Here is an 18,570-nt window from a genome sequence, read left to right as displayed (position 1 = left end):
AAGTGCGCTCATTAGGACCTTCTGGGCCGTTCGGGCCGTAGCTACGCTGGCCCCCGTGACGATCAGCGCGACGACGGAGCGGATCGGGCCGAAGCTCCTGGTCCGTGATCGCGAGTTCCGCAGGCTGCTCTACACCCGGTTCGCCGCGCAGTGGGGCGACGGTGTGTACCGGGCGGGCCTCGCGGGCGCCGTGCTGTTCAACCCCGAACGCGCCGCCGACCCGCTGGCCATCGCCGAAGGCTTCGCGGTCTTGCTGCTGCCGTACTCCGTGGTGGGACCGTTCGCGGGCGCGCTGCTCGACCGGTGGGACCGCCGGCGCGTGCTCGTGTTCGCGAACCTGCTGCGGGTGGTCGCCATCCTCGCCTCGGCCGCCGCGGTGGCCACGGGTCTCGGCGGGCCGGGGCTGTTCTCCCTCGCGCTGCTGGCCGAAGGCTTGTCACGCTTCATCGGCTCCGGGCTGTCGGCCTCGCTGCCCCACGTGGTCCCGGCGTCGAGCGTCGTCTCCGCCAACGCCTTCGCGACCACACTCGGTTCAGCACTGGCCGTGGTCGGCGGCGGGTGCGCCATCCTGCTGCGCGCGGTCTTCGGCGCGGACAACCTCGGCTCGGCCGAGACCACGGCGTTCGCCGCGCTGGGCGCGCTGGTCTCGGCGCTGATCGCCCGGCGGTTCACGCGCGGGGTGCTCGGGCCGACGGTCGTCGACGAGCCGCCGAACCCGTTCCTCGCCGTCGCCCGCGGTCTCGCCGACGGCGCCCGCCACGCCTGGCGCGCGCCGAGCGTGACGGCCGGGTTCATCGCACTGTTCGCCCACCGCGCGGCCTACGGCATCTCGCTGCTGGTCACCGTGCTGCTGATGCGCAACTACTTCACCGACAACGGGATCTTCCGCGCCGGCCTGCCCGGACTCGGCCAGATGGCCGCGCTCGCCGGCGCCGGCATCCTCGTGGCCGGGTTGCTCACCGCGCGGCTGATCCGCGGCTTCGGCCGGCTGCGCGCGATCCTCGGCGCGCTGCTGGTGGCCGCCATCGCCCAGTCGGCGCTCGGGCTGCCGATGGTGCTGCCGCTGGCGTTGCTGGCGTCATTCCTGATCACGGGCGCGGGCCAGATGCTCAAGCTGTGTGTCGATTCGTCGATCCAGCTCGACGTCGCCGACGAGGCCCGCGGCCGGGTGTTCGCCCTGTACGACACGCTGTTCAACATCACCCAGGTGGCCGCTGTGGCCATCGGCGCGGTTTTCATCCCGGACAACGGGTACTCGCCGGGGCTGATGATCGCGGCCACGATCTGCTACTTCCTCGGCGGCGTCGGTTACCTCGTGGCGCGCCGCCGCGCCGTGCCGGACCGGCCGAACTGATTCGCTGCCGCAAACCGTTGGGCCGAACGGGGTCAGTGATCGTCGCATTGGCATTAGAGTGACGCGTGACCCAGCCGGGTGAACCCCGGCGAGTGCAACCGACACGGGGGGCCACCGTGAGTACCGCAGGGGACGACCGCGCTCTGGAAGCCGCTCCTGCAGTGCTGACGTCTCCTGACGGGCTGGTCCGGGCCACCGTCGGCAGTGGCGGCACGCTGGGCCGGCTGGAGTTCGCTCCGGACACCTTCCAGCGCACCACTCCCGCCCAGCTCGCGTTCACCGTCCAGGCCCTGGTGCAGCAGCTCGCCGAGGCCCCGCTCACCGACGCCGCACCGCAGCAGATGCCGTCCCCTCGGCCGACGCCGCGCCGCGTGCGTCCGCGTACGGCATCGGCGCCGCAAAGCCCCAGCACGCAGAGCCCCGCCACGCAGGGCGCTGTGAAGCCGCAAGGACCGCTGCCTCCGCGAAGCGCCGTGCCGCAGCACCGGCGCCGCGGCTACTAACGCCGCGCGTGGCGGATGTGCTGAGACCTGTGGAACCACCACTTTCCGAGTCCGACCAACACGACCGGCTCGTCGAGATCGGGCGACTTATCCGCGCCCACCAGCCCGACGAGGGCGCCCCCGCCGGCATCGGCTTCGCGCAGGTCGGCGACCACACCGAGGTCCAGCCGCGCAACACCGAGGCCGGCCCCGAGCTCGTCGGGATGTTCCACGCGCTGCGCGACGGCATGTACCGCCAGGGCCGCGGCACCTGGCTGCAGGCGCGGTTCGTGCTCGCGGCCGACGGCACGTTCGACTTCGATTTCTTCGTCGACGGCGAACCCCAGTGGACGACCCCGCCCGACGCCGGCGCCTACCGCGACGAGCTCGAGACGTTCCCCGCGAGGACGAGCACGTCCCCGACTGGTGGCGGCTGCGCACCGGCCTGCCGCTCGGCGTCGAGTTCCGCCGCGCCCGTCCCGCCGACGTGGGGGAGGAGCGCGAGCCGCTGGCCGACGAGGAGCTGCCGCTCGTGCTGCAGTACCTCGAGCGCGAAGCGCTGGTCGGCGACGCGCACCGCACCGACGGCACGTGGCTGTGGCCCGAGACCGTGCCCCACCAGCTGCGCCGCCACGGCATCCCGCCGGAGCCGGAGCTCGTCGCGCACATCCGTGAGCTGGGGTTCCAGCCGCCGTACGTCGAGCACCTCGTGCGCCGCACGGCGGAGGCCGACCTGGTCGGCCGCCCGCGGCCGCGTCCCGGCGCCGAGGACGGACAGCGCACCGCGGGCGACGTCGCCGCCGAGCTGGAGACCAGCCCCGACCCGGACCTGGCCAACGAACAGCTGCTGGTGGTCCTCGTGCAGCGGCTCGAGTCGTTCGGCGTGTGGCCGCAGGCCTACCGGATCGGTGCCACCGAGGCCGGGAAGTGGTGCCTGACCAGGGGCGACGACGGCTGGACGGTCACCTCCTCGATCGGCGAAGGCCAGACCTTCGACAACCTCGCCGACGCGGCCCAGCAGCTGCTCGGCGCGCTCCTGCTGCACCCGGCCCGGCGGACGGGCGGGCGTGAGACCCCGCTCGAGACGGCGAAGGAAGTGGACGACTGGCCCATCCAGCCGACCGCGGGTGACCCGCCGCTGACCCTGCTGCGCAACAAGAGACTCACCCGACTGCCCGAAGGTACGGTCGTCCTGCGCTTCGGGGAGGAACCGGGCAACCTGGTCCATCACGGCGAGGTACGGTTCGCCACGACGTCACTGCCACTCGAACGGGAACGAGTGGCGCACACCTACCGCCTACGACGGTCACTCTACGTGGTCACCGGAGTCACAGTGCCCTGGGCGAACCTGCCGGGCGGAGCAGTGGCGTACGTGTTGCCCAAGCCGATCGCGGAGCACGAGTCCGACGGAAGCCTGGAGAGGATCGAGTAGGTGGAAGCGGCGGAAGCGATGGAGAAGGTCGTGAACTGGCTACGCGCTGTACACGGTCCCCAGATCGCCGGTCCTGGTGGGCTGCGGGTCGACCACGACCGCGTGCTGCGCATCCCCGAAGGCTGGTCGATCCCGTACAACACCACCGCTTACCTTGACGACGGGCGCCCGGACAAGGAACTGTTCCCCCCGCCGTCGGTAGTCGTGCGCGAGCCCGACGGCGAGCTGCGCCAGGCACCCCCGAACCCAGGAGGACTGAGCATCCCCGTGGCGTTCCCCGGCCAGGAGAGCTGGCGCGAAGTCGTCGACCCCGAGTACGTCAAGGCCGGGTTCGGCGAGCTCGGCGTGCCGTTGCAGGCCGTGGCCGGCTGGGTGAAGGTCGACAACGAAGGCCGCCAGACCGGCGACGAGCGCGAGAACCCCGAGTACAAGGCCGGGCCGATCCGCCGTGGTTACCCGAAGCCGGAGAACACGCTGGAGACACTGCTCGCGTTCGCCAGCGTCGGCTGGCTCACGCGCGAGCAGCTGCTCATCGGGCTGCTGCGCTGCGACGTCTTCGTGCCGCTCGACCCGGAGACCGGCGCCACGGACCGCTTCTACTTCTCCGAAGAGCGCAACGAGCTGCGTGTGTTCAGCGCGACGCGCCACTTCCCGCCGCGCGAGCACTCCTGGTGGCGCGTGGACCTCGCCACGCTGGCCGAGTTCGAGCACCCGCCGAACCTCGTGATCAACGGCGGCCCGGCGACGTTCGAGGACGTCTCCGGTGAGGACCTCACGGCCACCGCCAAACGCTTCCCGCGTCACGAGCCGCGCATCGACCGCCACGGTCGCGGCCCCGAGGCCGAAGAGGACCTTGAACGCCTCACCCGCGACACCGCCACGCGCATGGGCCTGCCCGAGCCGGTGGCCGTGCCGCTGGCGGCCGCCGAAAACGCGCGCCGCCACGGCTTCGAGCTCACCGCCGAGGAGTGCCAGCGCACGGTGCTGGGCCAGTCGTGGCTCAACCGCCTCGCGATGGCCGAGCCGCCGCGCAGCAAGCCGAACGACTGGCGCACCAACGGTCTCGTGCCGGGCTGGGACAACCTCGGCCGCGTGATTCCGCGCCTGGACACGTTCGGCAAGTACCCCGACCGCGACCTCGAGAACTTCCGCTACGGCTGGCAGCGCGTGGCCGGCGCGTACGTGGGCTTCGCGCTCGGCGAGGCGCTCGGCATGGCCGTGGACCGGATGCGGCTCGACGAGATCGTCACGCAGTTCGGGTCCGAGGGCGTGGCCGACCTGCCCATCGCGTTCGACCAAGCGGGCCGCATCGGTTCGCTGACGCAGCGGTTGCTGTTCTACACCGAGGCCGTGATCCGCAGCCCGCACCGCGAGCAGCCGGAGTCGCGTGACGTCGAGCAGCAGTTCCCGTCGGTGGTGCGTGGCGCGCTGATGCGCTGGCTGCACACGCAGGGCGCGCCGTACGACGACGCCGACGGCTGGCTCGTGAAGGTGCCCGACCTCCACGTCCGCCGGACCGCGGACGACGCCGAGCTCAACGCCTACCACGCGCTCGTCAGCGGATCTCCGCAGGCCGTGCCGCTGACCGGGCCGGCGTCGTTGATCGCCGCGCTGCCCGCCACGCTCATCGCCGCCGGCCCCGGCACGGGCTTCAGCGGTGGCGTGCGCCAGGCCGTGCGCGACCTCGTCGGCGTGACGCACCCGCACGAGGACGACCTGTCGGTGGCGACGTACCTGGCCTGGCTCTTCGAGCCGGTGCTCACGAAGGACGCGTTCAGCTACCCGGTGTGGAACCTCTCGCGCGAGATCCTGACCGAGCACAACACCACGTTCGTCAGCGGTCCCGAGTGGGCGCCGGTGAAGGCGATGGTCGCCGAGTCGGTGCCGTTCTTCGGCGAGCATGGGCTGCCGGACCTGCGGATGCCCGAGCTCATCGGCGACGGCCAGGGCACGCTTTCGGTGCTCGGCCGCGCGTTCGCCGCGTTGTCCGGGTTCGAGAACTACCCCGAGCAGGCCCTGCTGCGCGCGGTGAACCACTCCGGGCGCAGCGCGCTGACGGGGGCGATCACCGGCGCGCTGCTCGGCGCCCGCGTGGGCGTGCCGGGTCTGCCGCAGAAGTGGATCGAGCAACTGGAGCTGCGGCACCTCATCGAACAGGTCGTCACCGACGCGTTGTGGCACTTCGACCGCCGCTCCGCGCTGAGTTTCCTGGGCGAAGAGTGGGTGCAGCGCTACCCGCGGCACTGACGCCGCGGGGCTTCGAAAAGATGGGGTCATGGAGGCACAGCGGCTGAGGGGCTGCCTGCTCGCGGGCGCCATCGGCGACGCGCTCGGCGCGAAGACGGAGTTCGATTCGATCGAGCGGATCCGCGAGCTCACCGGGCCCGCCGGCATCACCGACTTCATCCCCGCGTACGGCGGCGAAGGGCGCTTCACCGACGACACGCAGATGACGCTCTTCACCCTCGAAGCGCTCATCCGAGCCCACGCGCAGCAGCGGCAGACGGGCAGCGCCGACGTCGTGCAGTCCGTGCAGCTGGCGTATCAGCGCTGGCTGCACACGCAGGGCGTGCCGTGGGAGCGGGCACGCGGCCCGCACTCCGCGCTCGCGGCGGCAGATGGCGAGCTCGTGACGCACGCCGCCCTGTTCAGTCGTCGCGCGCCGGGCCTCACGTGCTTCGGGGAGCTGGAAGCGTACGGACGCTCGGGTGTTCGTGGCAGCGTCTCGCGGCCGGTGAACAACTCGAAGGGCTGCGGCGGCGTGATGCGGGTGGCACCCGTCGCGCTGTGGTCCGCCGACCCGGCCGAGGTGTTCCGGCTCGCGGCCGAGTTCGCCGCACTGACCCACGGTCACCCGAGCGGGTATTTGTCGGCGGGCACCTTCGCGGTGATCGTGCAGCGGCTGCTCGCCGGTTCGCCGCTGCTCGACGCCGTCGCGACCGCACGCGCCGAGCTGGCGCGCCACCCGGGTCACGAGGAGCAGGAAGCCGCGCTGGCGCAGGCCCTCGCGATGTCCGGCCCGCCGACGCCGGAGCGGTTGGCCGAGCTGGGTGCGGGCAACGTCGGCGAGACGGCGCTGTCGATGTCGGTGTATGTCGCCCTGACCACCGAAGATCCGGACTCCGCGCTGCTCGCGGCCGTGAACCACAGCGGCGACAGCGATTCCACGGGTTCGGTCTGCGGCAACCTCGTCGGCGCGATGTACGGCGAAGCGGCGCTGCGCGTCAGCTGGCTGGAGCGGCTCGAACTGCGCGACGTGATCATCAGGCTGGCGGACGACGCGCTCGCCGAGTTCGGTCCCGACTCACCGAGTGACGAGGGTTGGTTCACGCGTTACCCGGTCGACTAAGTTCTTTCCCGGTCACCGGGGGAATTGGGGAGGAACCTGACGTGCGCTACCGGGTAGAGGCGGGAGACCGCCCGGACGGCCTGTACGCGACGCTGGACGACCGCACATTCGCGGCCGAGCGTTCGACCACCGACGGCACGCTGCTGCTGTCCGTCCCGCCGGACGAAGAGGCGCCCGACGGGTTCGACCGCGAGCACGAAGGCCGCCCGGCGCGCGTGGTGCTGGCCACCGAGGTGCCGGCGACGTTCACGCTGCGCACGTACTGCGAGTACGACGACGAGCTGTTCGAGGTCGCGCCCGGCAACGGCAGGGAGCTGACGCTGCGCTGGACGCAGCACGACCCCGTGCGCGCCGCGCAGCTCGGCCTCACCGACTTCTCGACGACGGCCGAGGCCAAGCGCGTCACCGGCCTCTGGCAGCTGCGCCGCGACCAGGGCGAACCGCGCCCGGACCTCGACGCCGACCACGGCGCCCTGCTGCGCGCGATCGGCCGCACGCTGCGCGCCGTACCCGGCGGCTGGACCCGCGTCGCCGCACAGTTCCGGCAGGTCGGGGACTACGCGGAGCTGGAGGTCCGCGCGGTCGGCGACGAGAACGGGCCGGTGTCCGTGTCGCTGCCCGCGCCGCCGAAGCTGAGCGCGCTGTTCGCGCGGCTGCGCGCGGCGATGTACTCACCCGACACCGGCACGTGGTTCCAGGGCACCTTCACCCTGGACACGGAAGCCCAGTTCGACTTCGACTTCGACTCCGAGCACGAACCCACCTGGCGCGTCCCCCCGAACGACGGCGGCCGCCCCGCGCCCGAGTCGTACGCCGTGGAGCTCGCGCAGTACCCGCGCCCGTCCGAGGAGCTGCCCGACTGGCTGGCCGCGAAAGCCCGGCAGCCCCTCGACGTCACCTTCCGCCACGCCCGCGTGGTCGACGCGCACAACGAGAACGAGCGCCCGGTCGTCAACCGGCCCCCGGTGCCACCGGACCAGCTGCGCGGCGTGCTCGACTACCTGTTCCGCGCGCCCCTCGTGCTGCACCGCCCGCAGCCGCAGCACGACATCTTCGCCCCGGGCGCGCCGCCCGACGTGCCGCACGCCTTCCACACCGACGGCACCTGGGTGTGGCCCGCGGCCGTGCCGCACTACCTGCGCAAGTACGGCGTGCCACCCGAGCCCGACCTGCTCGACCACATCCGGGTCGCGGGCTTCCGTCCGCCGCTGGTGCGCGAGGGCGTCCGCGCGACGGCCGAAGCCGAGATCCTCGGTACCGCGCGCCCGACGCGCTCGGAAACCGAACTCCCCGACGACAGCCGCCTCGCGCGCGCCCTCCGCGGCGAAGACCTCGGCCTCGACCTGCACGCCGCCGAGACGCTGAGCTTGCTGCACCAGCGCCTGGTCGAACACGGCGTGCCCGCGAGCGCGTACCGGATCGGCGCCAACGAGGTGCCGGTCGCCGACGTGTGGACCCTGCGCCGCGCCGAGAACGGCTGGGAGGTCTCCCGCCCGCCGGCCGTCGCGCCCGTGGCCTTCGCCGGCCTGGCCGACGCCGCCCGCTTCCTGCTCGGCACGCTGCTCATGCTGCCGCCGCGCGCCGCAGACGAATCCGACCAGCCCGCCGACTGGCCGATCCTGCCGCTCCGCGGCGAACCGCCCTTGAGCTTCTTCCGCGGCAAACGCGTTGTCGTCCTCCCCGCCGGGACCACGGTCCTGCGCTTCGGCACCGACGCCGGCAATCTCGTCCACGCGTCTGGCACGCGCTTCGCCTCGACGTCGCTGTCTCCGGAACGCGAACGCGAGCGGCACGAGTACCGGGTGCAGCGGACGTTGCGGGTGCTCACCGGCATCACGGCGCCATGGGGTCCGCAACCGGGCGGGGCGACGGCTTACTTGCTGCCGCGGCCGATCGCGCAGCACGTGGAGGCGGGGGCGCTATCCCGCGTGTGAACCACGCGCGGTGACGAGAGCGGCGCGAGGTTCCACGTGGAGCCTCGCGCCGGACGTCCTCGACTGAGCCCGGTCAGCTGGCGGAAACCTCGGTGACCTCGGCGGTCGTGCCCTTCAGTGGCGCGCCGGCAGGCCACGCGGCAGTGATGCTGTCCCCGTTCGGCCCGGTCGGCAGGTTCAGGTTCACCACGTTCGGCTGGAAGGTCGCGGGCGCCTGCGACGGCTGCAGGATCCGCGATTCGGCCGGGTGACCGGCGCGCAGGTTGACCGGCTGCGCGGGCGCACCCGAGGTGTCGTCCGGCGTCACGACCGTGCCGCTGCCGTCGCTCTCGCTGTGGCCGCTGCCCTTCGTGAAGGTCACCGCGCTCGGCGCGCCCTCGAGGCGGCAGTTGGTGGTCGGGCTCGCGGCGGCGTAGTGGACGACGAACGCCTCTTGCCCCGCGGCCCGCGTCGGGTCCGGCGTCACGGAGACGGTCACGTCGCCCGCTCCGCACGGCGTGTCCGACGGCATCGCGCTGGCCGCGCCGCCGGTGAGCAGCAGTGCGGCGGCGGCAACTCCGCCGGCCACGGTGATCGAGGCGATGGTCTTGAGCGAGGTCTTCATGACATCTCCTTCAGGTCCGGTGAGTTGTTGGCCAACTTCGTTCTCTCACCGGTAAAGATGCCCAGCACTGCCGTCTCGATGCTCCGCAGTGGGATCACCCTCGTCGATGCAACCTCCGGCGGCGTCGCACGTCAGGCCCGGCTCGACCGCGCTGCAGCACGTGGATGCGGGGGCGCTATCCCGCGTGTGAACCACTCGCGGTGATGAGCACGGCGGGGGACCACCAGTAGCCCGCGAGCGGCTCGATCGTCACCTCGGTGAAGCCCGCGATTTCAAGCTGGGCGACCCACGCGAGGGCCGGCTGCTCCCAGTTCGTGCGCTCCGCACCCGCGGCGACGCCGAGCAGCACGGGCATCAGGAAGCCTTGCGCCACCAGGGAAGCCTGGTCGCCGTACTCGGCGACACCGCGTTCGTAGCGGGTCACCAGCGACTGCAGGAACTCTGTTGAGCTCTCGTCGAGCACAGGGATGTCGAACTCGGCGAGCACCAGCGTTTCCGTGCGTGGCCGGAGTTCCCGCAACACCGCCGCCCGCACCGGGGGTGTCATGGACTGCATCGCGAACGTCGACTGCGCAAGGTTCCACGTGGAACCGTTCGCTCCGAGGAACGTCTTCGCGGTCGCCTCGAACCGGTTCGCCCTGGGCACATCGACGTCGGCCAGCAAGGCCGCCGACGGCTCCACCAGGTCGATCCGCCCCGGCTGGAACGAGGATTGCGCCAGCGCCGGGACCACGGCCAGGCCGTCGCCACAACCCAAGTCCAGCAACGATTCCGGCCGCAGCGTCGCGTACTTCGCGGCCAGCGCAGCGCTCAGCCGCTCGTACAACGAGACGTTGCCACCGCCGCGGATGAACGCGGTGAACGCCGCGGGCTGGTCGTACACCGGCCCCGAGCCGTCGGTCGCGAGGTACGCGGAAAGCTCGGCGCCCAACGGAGAATCAGCCTGTGAAGCGAGCTCAAGAGCCCGCGAACCGTCTCCGGCACGGTAGGCGGCGAGCGCATCGGCAAGGATCACGCGCTCTTGTGTAGCAGGCCGATCAGAACGGCACCCACAACGTCACCCGCGTGCCGCTGCCCGGCGTCGACTCCACCAGGGCCGTGCCGCCGACCTCGCCGAGACGCGCGTTGATCGACTGGCTGATGCCGAACCCCGCGGGCCGCGCGTCAGGACTGAAGCCCTGCCCGTGGTCGCGCGTGATCACCGCGATGCCGCCGTCGCGTTCCTCCACGCGCACCACGACCTTGTCCGTGCCCGAGTGCTTCATCGTGTTGCGCAGCGACTCGCGCACGGCGTCGCGCAGCGCGATCTGGCGCACTTCCGACAGCGTGTCCTCGTCGAGCTCCGCGATCACGAGCTGCGCGCGCAGGCCGTCGCGCGCCATTTCCGCCGCCAGCGCCGCGAGCTTCTCGCCCAGAGGCCGCGACGCTTCTTCCTCCCGCTGCGCGGCCGCGGTCTCGATCGTCTGGCGCAGCTCCATCGCCTGCGCGCGGGCCAGCCGCTGCACCTCCACGAGCCGATCGCCCGACTCGCCGGTGCCGCCGAGCGAGATGGCCTCCAGCGTCTGCAGCACGGTGTCGTGCAGCATCCGGTGCTGCTGCGCGCGTTCCGCGAGCCGGCCGTTGCGGATGCCGTACGCCAGCGCGAGCCGCGTGCCGAGACCGAGCAGGATCAGCGCACCGATGCCCGTGAACAGCACCCCGAACATCGTCGGGTAGAGCGACCAGGCCTGCGCGAAGTTCGCCGAACCGCTGTTGAGGAAATCGGACAGCAGCCGCGCGGGCAGGCTCAGCGCCGCCAGCGCCAGCCCCGACGGGATGCCGATGGCCAGCGTCAGCAGCGCGATGTCGCCCAGCAGGTGCTTGTCGGCCACCCCGAGTGCGTCGTGGAACACCGCGGTCGGCTCGGCCAGGCCGATGACCAGCTGGAACCCCACCGTGACGATCAGGTCGGCCACCAGCAGCCGCGCCGCGAGGTCGGGCCGGAACGGCGACTTGCGCAGCATCCAGAAGATCCCGAACGCGCTCATCGCCATCGAGCACAACGCCACCAGCGCCACGGGCACCACCCCGGTCGAGCCGTGCGCCGACACGAACGCGCCGAACGCGCCCGGCACCGCGACGATCCGGTAGGCCAGCGGCACCAGCACCACATAGCGGGCGGCCCGCAGCAGCAGCCCGTCGTTGTACCTGGCGTCGACCGCGCCAGCCATGCGCGAGATCCGCTTGAACGCCCGCAGCGGCGTGGGGTCGGCGATCTCGTCGGTGAGCCCGGTCGTCGCCGTCGCGAGCGCGGGCGTGCCGCGCTTCAACAGGGTGACGAGGAAGCTCGACGTGCGGGGCGGCCGGCCGTCCTTGTCCTCAGTTGCCTGCGCCGTCATCGATCTCCCCGGTTCGGGGCGCGCTCCCTCCGGCAGCGCCCGGAGCAGCGAGTATTCCCGCTCGCCGGGCCGCGTTCCAGAGGCCAAAGGGGGATCTTGGCGGATTCGCGATCACGAATTCGACTCGTGTTCGCTCGGAAGACCTCACGCCGACCTCAGGGCGCCCCAGGGTGATCACCCGTGCCCGCAGCGCGAGATCACTCCGCGGGTGCGATGCCCTCCGACTCAGCCCACTTCTTCAGCTCGGCGACGGCCTCGTCGTGATCGAGCGGACCGCGGTCCAGCCGCAGCTCCTTGAGGAACTTCCACGCCTTGCCGACCTGCGGACCCGGCTTGAGGCCGAGCAGCCGCATGATCTCGTTGCCGTCTAGGTCGGGGCGGACCCGGTTGAGGTCCTCCTGCTCCTTCAACGTCGCGATGCGCTGCTCGAGATCGTCGTAGGTCGCCTGCAGCGCGGCCGCCTTCTTGCGGTTGCGCGTGGTCGAGTCGGCGCGCACGAGCTTGTGCAGCCGCGTCAGCAGGTCGCCGGCGTCGGTGACGTAGCGGCGCACGGCCGAATCCGTCCACTCGCCGTTGGCGTAGCCGTGGAAGCGCAGGTGCAGGAACACGAGCTGCGAGACCTGCTCCACGATCTCCTTCGAGAACTTGAGCGCACGCAAACGCTTGCGCGCCATCCGCGCGCCCACGACCTCGTGATGGTGGAAGCTCACGCCGCCGCCCGGCAGGAACTCGCGCGTCTCCGGCTTGCCGACGTCGTGCAGCAGCGCGGCCAGCCGCAACACCAGGTCGGGCTCCGACGCCGGCTCGTGCGCGGTCTCCAGCTCGATCGCCTGCGCCAGCACGGTCAGCGAATGCTGGTAGACGTCCTTGTGCTGGTGGTGCTCGTCGATCGCCAGGCGCATGCCGGGCAGCTCGGGCAGCACGTGGTCGGCCAGGCCCGTGTCCACGAGCAGCTCCAGGCCGGGCCGCGGGTCGGCGGCGAGCATCAGCTTCGACAGCTCGGCCTGCACGCGCTCGGCCGTGATCCGCTCGATCTCGCTCGCCATCGACGTCATCGCCTCGACCACGCGCGGCGCGGCGGTGAAACCGAGCTGTGAGGAGAAGCGGGCGGCGCGCAGCATGCGCAACGGGTCGTCGGCGAACGACTCCTGCGGCGTCGCCGGGGTGTCGAGCACCTTCAGCCGCAGCGCGTCGATGCCGTCGTGGGGGTCGATGAACGTCTTCGTGACCAGGTCGATCGCCATCGCGTTGACCGTGAAGTCGCGGCGCAACAGGTCGCCCTCGATGGAGTCGCCGAAGGTGACCTCGGGGTTGCGCCCGACGCGGTCGTAGCTGTCGGCGCGGAACGTGGTGATCTCGAGCGTGGTGCCCTTCTTGGTGACCCCGACCGTGCCGAACGCGATGCCGACGTCCCACACGGCGTCGCCCCAGTCGCTCACGATCTGCAGCACGCGGTCCGGCCTCGCGTCGGTGGTGAAGTCGAGGTCGCTCGAGAGCCGGCCGAGCAGCGCGTCGCGCACGCTGCCACCGACCAGGTAGAGACTGTGGCCGGCTCGCGCGAACCGCTCCGCCAGCTCGTCGGCCAGTGGGGACACTCGCATCAGTTCCGTCACCGCGTTCTGCTGGGCGACCAGGTTGTTCACTTCATCCCACCATTAGCTGACAACGGGAAGTGACGTCCACTACTACGGACGCCGTCGGACACGGACACGGAGAGCCAGCGTACCTGGGCAACCGTTTGCTCTAGCATCGCAGCATGCCTGGATCTGCCGGCCGCGCCGGAGCGCCGAAGCCGCGCCGCCGGCGCAGGCGGCAGAGGGGCAGGCGCCTGACCACGGTCGACGAGACATCGGCCGGCGGACTGGTCGTCGACGCCGGGCGGGAACACGCGGTGCTGATCGGCCGCCTCGACCGACACGGCAGACTGCTCTGGTCGTTGCCGAAGGGCCACATCGAGGACGGTGAGACGGTGGAGCAGACAGCGGTGCGCGAGGTGAAGGAAGAGACGGGCATCTCCGCGCAGGTCCTGCGCCCGCTGGGCACCATCGACTACTGGTTCGTGGCCGAACGACGCCGCGTGCACAAGACCGTGCACCACTTCCTGCTCGAGTCGACGGGTGGTGAGCTCTCCGACGAGGACGTCGAGGTCACCGAAGTCGCGTGGGTGCCGCTGGCCGAGCTGGAGACGACGCTGGCCTACGCGGACGAGCGCAAACTGGTCCGCAAGGCCAAAGAACTTTTCGCGCACGACGAGCGCGCCTGAGAGGGAGCACCCGAGTGAAGCGGCCCGCCGCCTTCTTCCTGTCCCTGCTGATCTTCGCAGCGGCCGCCCTCCTCGGCGCGCCCGCGCAGGCCCAGGACGCCGCCAGCCCCGAGCCCCCACGCCTGCGGCTCGAGCTCGACCAGCTCAACCCGCGCGTGATCACCACGTCCGCGAAGACGCTGACCGTGTCCGGCACCGTGACCAACATCGGCGACCGCCGCATCTCCCGCCCGCAGGTGCGGCTGCAGGTCGGCGAACGCCTGGCCGGTGACCGCGAGCTGAAGGGCGTGCTGGCCGGCGAGCCGATCCAGGACAGCCCGCTCACCGACTTCACCACGCTCACCGAGTCGCTGGAGCCGGGGCAGACCGCGAAACTCGACGTCAGCGTGCCGCTCACCGGCAAGAGCGCGCTCCAGCTCAGCCGGCCCGGCGTGTACCCGATGCTGGTCAACGTCAACGGCACGCCGGAGTTCGGCGGCCCCGCGCGGCTCGCGGCCGTGAGCCTGCTCATGCCGGTGCTGTCCGCGCCGGGGAAGTCGACGCCGCCGCCGGGCAAGCACGCCGACGTCAGCGTGCTGTGGCCCATCACCGACAGCTCGCCGCACGTGCTGTCGTCCCCCTACGGCGGCCAGCTCACGCTCACCGACGACACCCTCGCGGCCGAGCTGAGCCCCAACGGCCGGCTGCACTCCCTCGTCGCGGCCGCTCGCGCGGCCCAGTCCGACCCGAACGTCGGCGACTCTTTGTGCTTCGCCGTCGACCCCGACCTGCTGCGCACGGTCGACACGATGAGCCACGGCTACGTCGTCGCCGGCGCGCCCGGCAAGGGCTCGCAGCTGGCGCAGGACTGGCTGGTGCAGCTGCGCGCGCTCGTCAACGGCCACTGCGTGATCGCCCTGCCCTTCGCCGACGCCGACCTCACCACGCTGGGCAAGGTCCGCTCCGCCACCGGCGCGCCCGACACCGGTCTGCTGAGCACGGCGCTCAGCGGCGAGGCGACGATCCGCGACCTGCTGAACACGCAGCCGCGCCAGGGCGTGCTCTGGCCCGCCGGCACACCCGACGACCAGGCGCTCACCGCGATGTCGGCGGCCGGCGTGCACACCGTGCTCACCGACAGCTCGAAACTGCACGCCGACGCGCCCGTCACCGGCCCGGTCTCGCTGCCCGGCGGCCTGCGCGCCCAGCCGATCGACAGTGTCATCGCGAGCGCCATGGCGAATTCCGCACCCAACCCGCAGACCCCGACCACCGTCGGCGCCGCGACGCAGCCCGCGATCGCGAGCCAGAACGGCCTCGCCGCCATTGCGTTCGAAGCCGGCCTCGGCCGCACCGGCACCGAACCGGACACCCGCCTGCTCGTCGCGCCGCCGCGGCGCTGGGACGTGCCGGTGAGCGAGCTCACCGGGTTCCTGCAGCACGTGGGCCAGCTCCTCGGCCCCGGCGGCGTCGCCGACGGCGCCCCGCTGGCCGACCTGCTCGACCAGAGCAATTCGGGCACGGCGTCGTTCGCGACCGGCACCGACGACCAGCCGCTGTCGGGGGGCGGGGACGTCGCCGACGCGCTGACGGACCGAAACGGACAGACCGCCGGCCTGCTCTCGGCCATGCGGATCGACACCATCCACCCGGTGCCGCCCGAGGACATCGTCGCGCCGGTGCGCAACGCCCTCGTGCGCGGCGCGTCCACGGCCTACCGCGCGCCCTCGGGCAGCACGGCCGGCGCGAACGCCGACGCCGAGCTCGCCGCGATCCGCGACCAGGTAACCGTGGAACAGCCGAAGCAGACGATCGCGCTGGCGTCCGGTTCGTCACCGCTGCCTGTGTTCGTGAGCAACGGTCTCCCAGTGGGCATCACCGCGCAGATCGCGCTGAAGAACGAGGTCGGCATTCGCCCCGAGCAGGTGCAGAACTGGTTCATCCCGGCCAAGGGCGGCCAGAACGAGCTGCTGCAGATCGAGGCCCTGCGCGCCGGCCGCCTCAGCGTCGATGTGTCCTTGACCACCCCGGCGGGCACGCAGCTCGGCACCACGGCGCGCTTCGAGCTGACCTCGACGGAGTACGGCCCGATCACGATCATCATCACCGTCGTCGCTGGTTGCGCGCTGCTCCTCCTGGCGTCGCGGCGGATCTACCGGCGAGTCAAGGGAGGCCGGGCCGCCGGGGCCGAATCGCGCTGAGTCCTCGGGGGACCGGGTGCCGGAGGCCGTTCCCGATTACCCTGGGTCGACCGCTGCCACAATGGCAGGGACCCTGGCACCGAGGATTGGGCGCGCGTTGGACAGAGAGCCGGGCTTACCACCCGAGCGTGCGAGTCGTCCTCGGCGCGACGGCGCGCCTCCTCGTCGCGGCGAACGCACCGAGCAGCCGCGCCGCGCCGCGCGCGAAGGCCGGCGCCAGCCGCCGCCCCAGGGCGAGGTGCCGCCCGAACGTCGCCAGCAGCCACCGCCGGCCAACGGCCGCACGCGCCACCTGCCGGTCCCCGCCGACGAGCGCCACCCGGCGCCCGACGAGCGCGCAGACCGGCCGAAGCGCCGCGTACCCCCGCCGCCGCAGGGACAGCCGCAGCAAGGACAGCCGCGTCAGGCGTCCCGCGCGCAGGCGACCCCGCCGCCGCCCACGCGACGGCAGCCCGTGCCGCCGCCCCCGCCGTCGGGTCGGCCGCCTCTGCCGCAGCCGTCCGGACCACCCGTGCCCGCCGGGCCACCTCAGTCCGGACCACCGCCCTCCGGACCGATGCCGGCGGGACCACCGCCGTCCGCACCACCACTGCCGCAGCCTTCGGGTCCGCCTTCCGGACCGCAGCCGTTGCCGCCTCCGGCTTCGGGTCCCGTTTCCGGGCCCCAGCCGCTGCCCCCGGCTCCCGCGCCGCACCGCGGCCGCGGCCCGCGTCCGGGCACGCCGATCCGGCCGTGGCAGGAAGAAGCGCTGCGCGACCCCGAAGCCACGCGCTTCATCCCGCGCACCGCCGGCGTCCCCATGGCGGCTTCGCGCTGGCCCGTGGCCGACCCCGACTCGATGCGCCCGTACGACGCGCTGGCCACCCAGGTCATGCCGCGGATCGGCGACGCGCCACTGGTCCGGCCCACCGAACCGGGGTCCACCGGCGAGCAGCCGGCCACCCCCGCGAAGGCGCCGTCGATCGCGAAGGCCAGCGGCCGGATGGCGATCGCGTCGCTGATCTCCCGCATCACCGGCTTCCTGTGGAAGCTGCTGCTGGCAGCGGCGATCGGCACGGGCATCGCCAACGACTCGTTCAACGTCGCCAACACGATGCCGAACATCATCTTCGAGCTGCTCATCGGCGGTGTGCTCACGAGTGTCGTGGTGCCGCTGCTGGTGCGCTCGCAAGACGATCCGGACCACGGAGCGGCGTACGCCCAGCGACTGCTGACCGTGGGCCTGACCCTGCTCCTCGTGGGCACGCTCGTCGCGGTGATCGCGGCGCCGGCCTTCACGTCGCTCTACGTCGATTCGTCCGGCCAGGCCAGCTCCGGCCTGACCACGGCGTTCGCCTACCTGCTGCTACCCGAGATCTTCTTCTACGGCGTGTTCGCGCTGCTCTCGGCGATGCTGAACGCGAAGCAGATCTTCGGCCCGACGGCGTGGGCGCCGGTGATCAACAACCTGGTCGTCATCTTCACGATCCTGGTCGTGTGGGTGATGCCCGGCTCGATCGACACGGACCACCCGTCGATCACCGACCCCAAGGTGCTCACCCTGGGCCTCGGCGTGACGGGCGGCATCATCGCGCAGGCGATCATCCTCATCCCGCCGCTGCTGCGCTCGGGCTTCCGGCCGAAGTGGCGCTGGGGCGTCGACAAGCGGATGAAGGAGTTCGGCGGCCTGGCGCTGTGGGTCATCGGGTACGTCGGAGTGAGCCAGATCGGCTACACGATCACCACCCGCGTGCTCACCAACGGCGCGCCCGGCGGCGTCACGGCTTACACGAACGCGTGGTTGCTGTTCCAGCTGCCCTACGGCGTCATCGGCGTCTCGCTGCTCACGGCGATCATGCCGCGGATGAGCCGCGCGGCCGCCGACGGCGACAACAAGAAGCTGATCGGCGACCTCTCGTACGCGTCGCGCATCTCGACCGTCACCCTCCTGCCGATCTCCGCGGTGATGACGATCGTCGGCTCGTCGATCGGTATCGCTCTGTTCACCTTCGGCAAGGGTTCGCTCGAAGGGGCCACGCGGCTCGGCGAAGCGCTGGCGGTCTCGTCGTTCGCGCTCCTGCCGTACGCGCTGGTCATGCTCCAGATGCGCGTGTTCTACGCAATGAAGGACGCGCGGACACCGACCTTGATCATGATCGTGATGACGCTGGTGAAGGTGCCGTTGCTCTACCTGTGCCCGGTCGTCCTGTCGCCCAACAACGTGGTGCTGGGCGTGATGATGGTCAACGCGCTCACGTACGTGGTCGGCGCGGTGCTCGGCCAGGTGTGGCTGTGGGTCACGCTGGGCAACCTGCGCAGCAAGCGCATCATCGGGGTGATCCTCTTCACCGTCGTCGCGTGCGTGCTCGGCGTCGCCGCCGCGTACCTGGCGGGCCTGATCGTGCCCGATTCCCTCGGCCCGACTTTGCAGGCCTGGATCAAGCTCTTCCTGCAGGGGATCGTGGGCATCGGCGTCTCGTTCGGCGTGCTCATGGCCCTGAAGGTGGAGGAGCTGAGGCCGGCCACGTCCAGGATCACCCGATTGATCAAGCGCGGGTAACGATTGATTCACGACTGACGACGCTTCCTCCAGACCTGATCCGGGTACCCTCGGT

At 71.7% G+C, this 18,570-nt stretch carries 15 protein-coding genes; 9 read left to right on the top strand and 6 right to left on the bottom strand.

The annotated features are described in order from the left end of the window. Positions 1-55: 55 nt before the first annotated feature. Both QRX50_RS08290 and QRX50_RS08285 read left to right on the top strand, forming a co-directional pair. Complete coding sequence (locus tag QRX50_RS08290) at positions 56-1,354, top strand: MFS transporter (protein ID WP_285971369.1); 1,299 nt, start codon at positions 56-58, stop codon at positions 1,352-1,354. A gap of 116 nt (positions 1,355-1,470) precedes the next feature. Beyond that, positions 1,471-1,857: a hypothetical protein gene (locus QRX50_RS08285; protein ID WP_285971368.1), complete on the top strand. Its 387-nt coding sequence runs from the start codon at positions 1,471-1,473 to the stop codon at positions 1,855-1,857. Here QRX50_RS08285 and QRX50_RS08280 read toward each other — a convergent pair. Continuing rightward, positions 1,854-2,069, bottom strand: coding sequence for a hypothetical protein (locus QRX50_RS08280; RefSeq protein WP_285974790.1), 216 nt, complete (start codon positions 2,067-2,069; stop codon positions 1,854-1,856). The genes QRX50_RS08285 and QRX50_RS08280 overlap by 4 nt on opposite strands. A 113-nt stretch (positions 2,070-2,182) precedes the next feature. Between QRX50_RS08280 and QRX50_RS08275 the strand changes: the two genes are divergently transcribed. Genes QRX50_RS08275 through QRX50_RS08260 form a run of 4 tightly spaced genes read left to right on the top strand, consistent with a single transcriptional unit; the run spans position 2,183 to position 8,551 of the window. Continuing rightward, on the top strand, positions 2,183-3,268 hold the full coding sequence (locus QRX50_RS08275; RefSeq protein WP_434533248.1) for a TNT domain-containing protein: 1,086 nt from the start codon (positions 2,183-2,185) through the stop codon (positions 3,266-3,268). Beyond that, entirely contained in the window at positions 3,269-5,515 is a 2,247-nt protein-coding gene (locus QRX50_RS08270; RefSeq protein ID WP_285971367.1) for an ADP-ribosylglycohydrolase family protein, read from the top strand. It abuts the gene before it with no gap. Positions 5,516-5,543: 28 nt separating this feature from the next. Further along, positions 5,544-6,617, top strand: coding sequence for an ADP-ribosylglycohydrolase family protein (locus tag QRX50_RS08265; protein ID WP_285971366.1), 1,074 nt, complete (start codon positions 5,544-5,546; stop codon positions 6,615-6,617). Positions 6,618-6,658: 41 nt separating this feature from the next. Then, positions 6,659-8,551, top strand: coding sequence for a glycohydrolase toxin TNT-related protein (locus QRX50_RS08260; RefSeq protein WP_285971365.1), 1,893 nt, complete (start codon positions 6,659-6,661; stop codon positions 8,549-8,551). Positions 8,552-8,624: 73 nt separating this feature from the next. Here QRX50_RS08260 and QRX50_RS08255 read toward each other — a convergent pair whose 3' ends face one another. The 4 genes from QRX50_RS08255 to QRX50_RS08240 form a co-directional block, all read right to left on the bottom strand. Next, a complete protein-coding gene (locus tag QRX50_RS08255) occupies positions 8,625-9,155 on the bottom strand; it encodes a DUF4232 domain-containing protein (protein WP_285971364.1) in 531 nt (176 codons plus the stop codon). A 175-nt stretch (positions 9,156-9,330) separates the two neighbouring features. Then, positions 9,331-10,170, bottom strand: a complete 840-nt coding sequence (locus QRX50_RS08250) for a small ribosomal subunit Rsm22 family protein (RefSeq protein ID WP_285971363.1) — start codon at positions 10,168-10,170, stop codon at positions 9,331-9,333. A 22-nt stretch (positions 10,171-10,192) separates the two neighbouring features. Further along, complete coding sequence (locus tag QRX50_RS08245) at positions 10,193-11,533, bottom strand: sensor histidine kinase (protein ID WP_285971362.1); 1,341 nt, start codon at positions 11,531-11,533, stop codon at positions 10,193-10,195. A gap of 197 nt (positions 11,534-11,730) precedes the next feature. Continuing rightward, the gene (locus QRX50_RS08240) at positions 11,731-13,134 is read right to left on the bottom strand and encodes a CCA tRNA nucleotidyltransferase (protein WP_434533328.1); all 1,404 of its coding nucleotides are present in this window, start codon (positions 13,132-13,134) and stop codon (positions 11,731-11,733) included. 155 nt (positions 13,135-13,289) lie between these two features. On the opposite strand from QRX50_RS08240, the gene QRX50_RS08235 reads away from it, so the two are divergent. After that, a complete protein-coding gene (locus tag QRX50_RS08235) occupies positions 13,290-13,796 on the top strand; it encodes an NUDIX hydrolase (RefSeq protein WP_285971360.1) in 507 nt (168 codons plus the stop codon). A 14-nt stretch (positions 13,797-13,810) separates the two neighbouring features. Further along, entirely contained in the window at positions 13,811-15,976 is a 2,166-nt protein-coding gene (locus QRX50_RS08230; protein WP_285971359.1) for a DUF6049 family protein, read from the top strand. 115 nt (positions 15,977-16,091) lie between these two features. On the opposite strand, the gene QRX50_RS08225 is transcribed toward QRX50_RS08230, so the two are convergent. Then, complete coding sequence (locus tag QRX50_RS08225) at positions 16,092-16,367, bottom strand: hypothetical protein (RefSeq protein WP_285971358.1); 276 nt, start codon at positions 16,365-16,367, stop codon at positions 16,092-16,094. A gap of 333 nt (positions 16,368-16,700) precedes the next feature. On the opposite strand from QRX50_RS08225, the gene murJ reads away from it, so the two are divergent. Then, positions 16,701-18,515: a murein biosynthesis integral membrane protein MurJ gene (murJ, locus tag QRX50_RS08220; protein ID WP_434533327.1), complete on the top strand. Its 1,815-nt coding sequence runs from the start codon at positions 16,701-16,703 to the stop codon at positions 18,513-18,515. Positions 18,516-18,570 lie beyond the last annotated feature (55 nt).

Source organism: Amycolatopsis sp. 2-15 (assembly GCF_030285625.1).
GTDB lineage: Bacteria > Actinomycetota > Actinomycetes > Mycobacteriales > Pseudonocardiaceae > Amycolatopsis > Amycolatopsis carbonis.
Note: the sequence above shows the minus strand (reverse complement) of the source record. Positions and strands in the feature narration are given on the sequence as shown.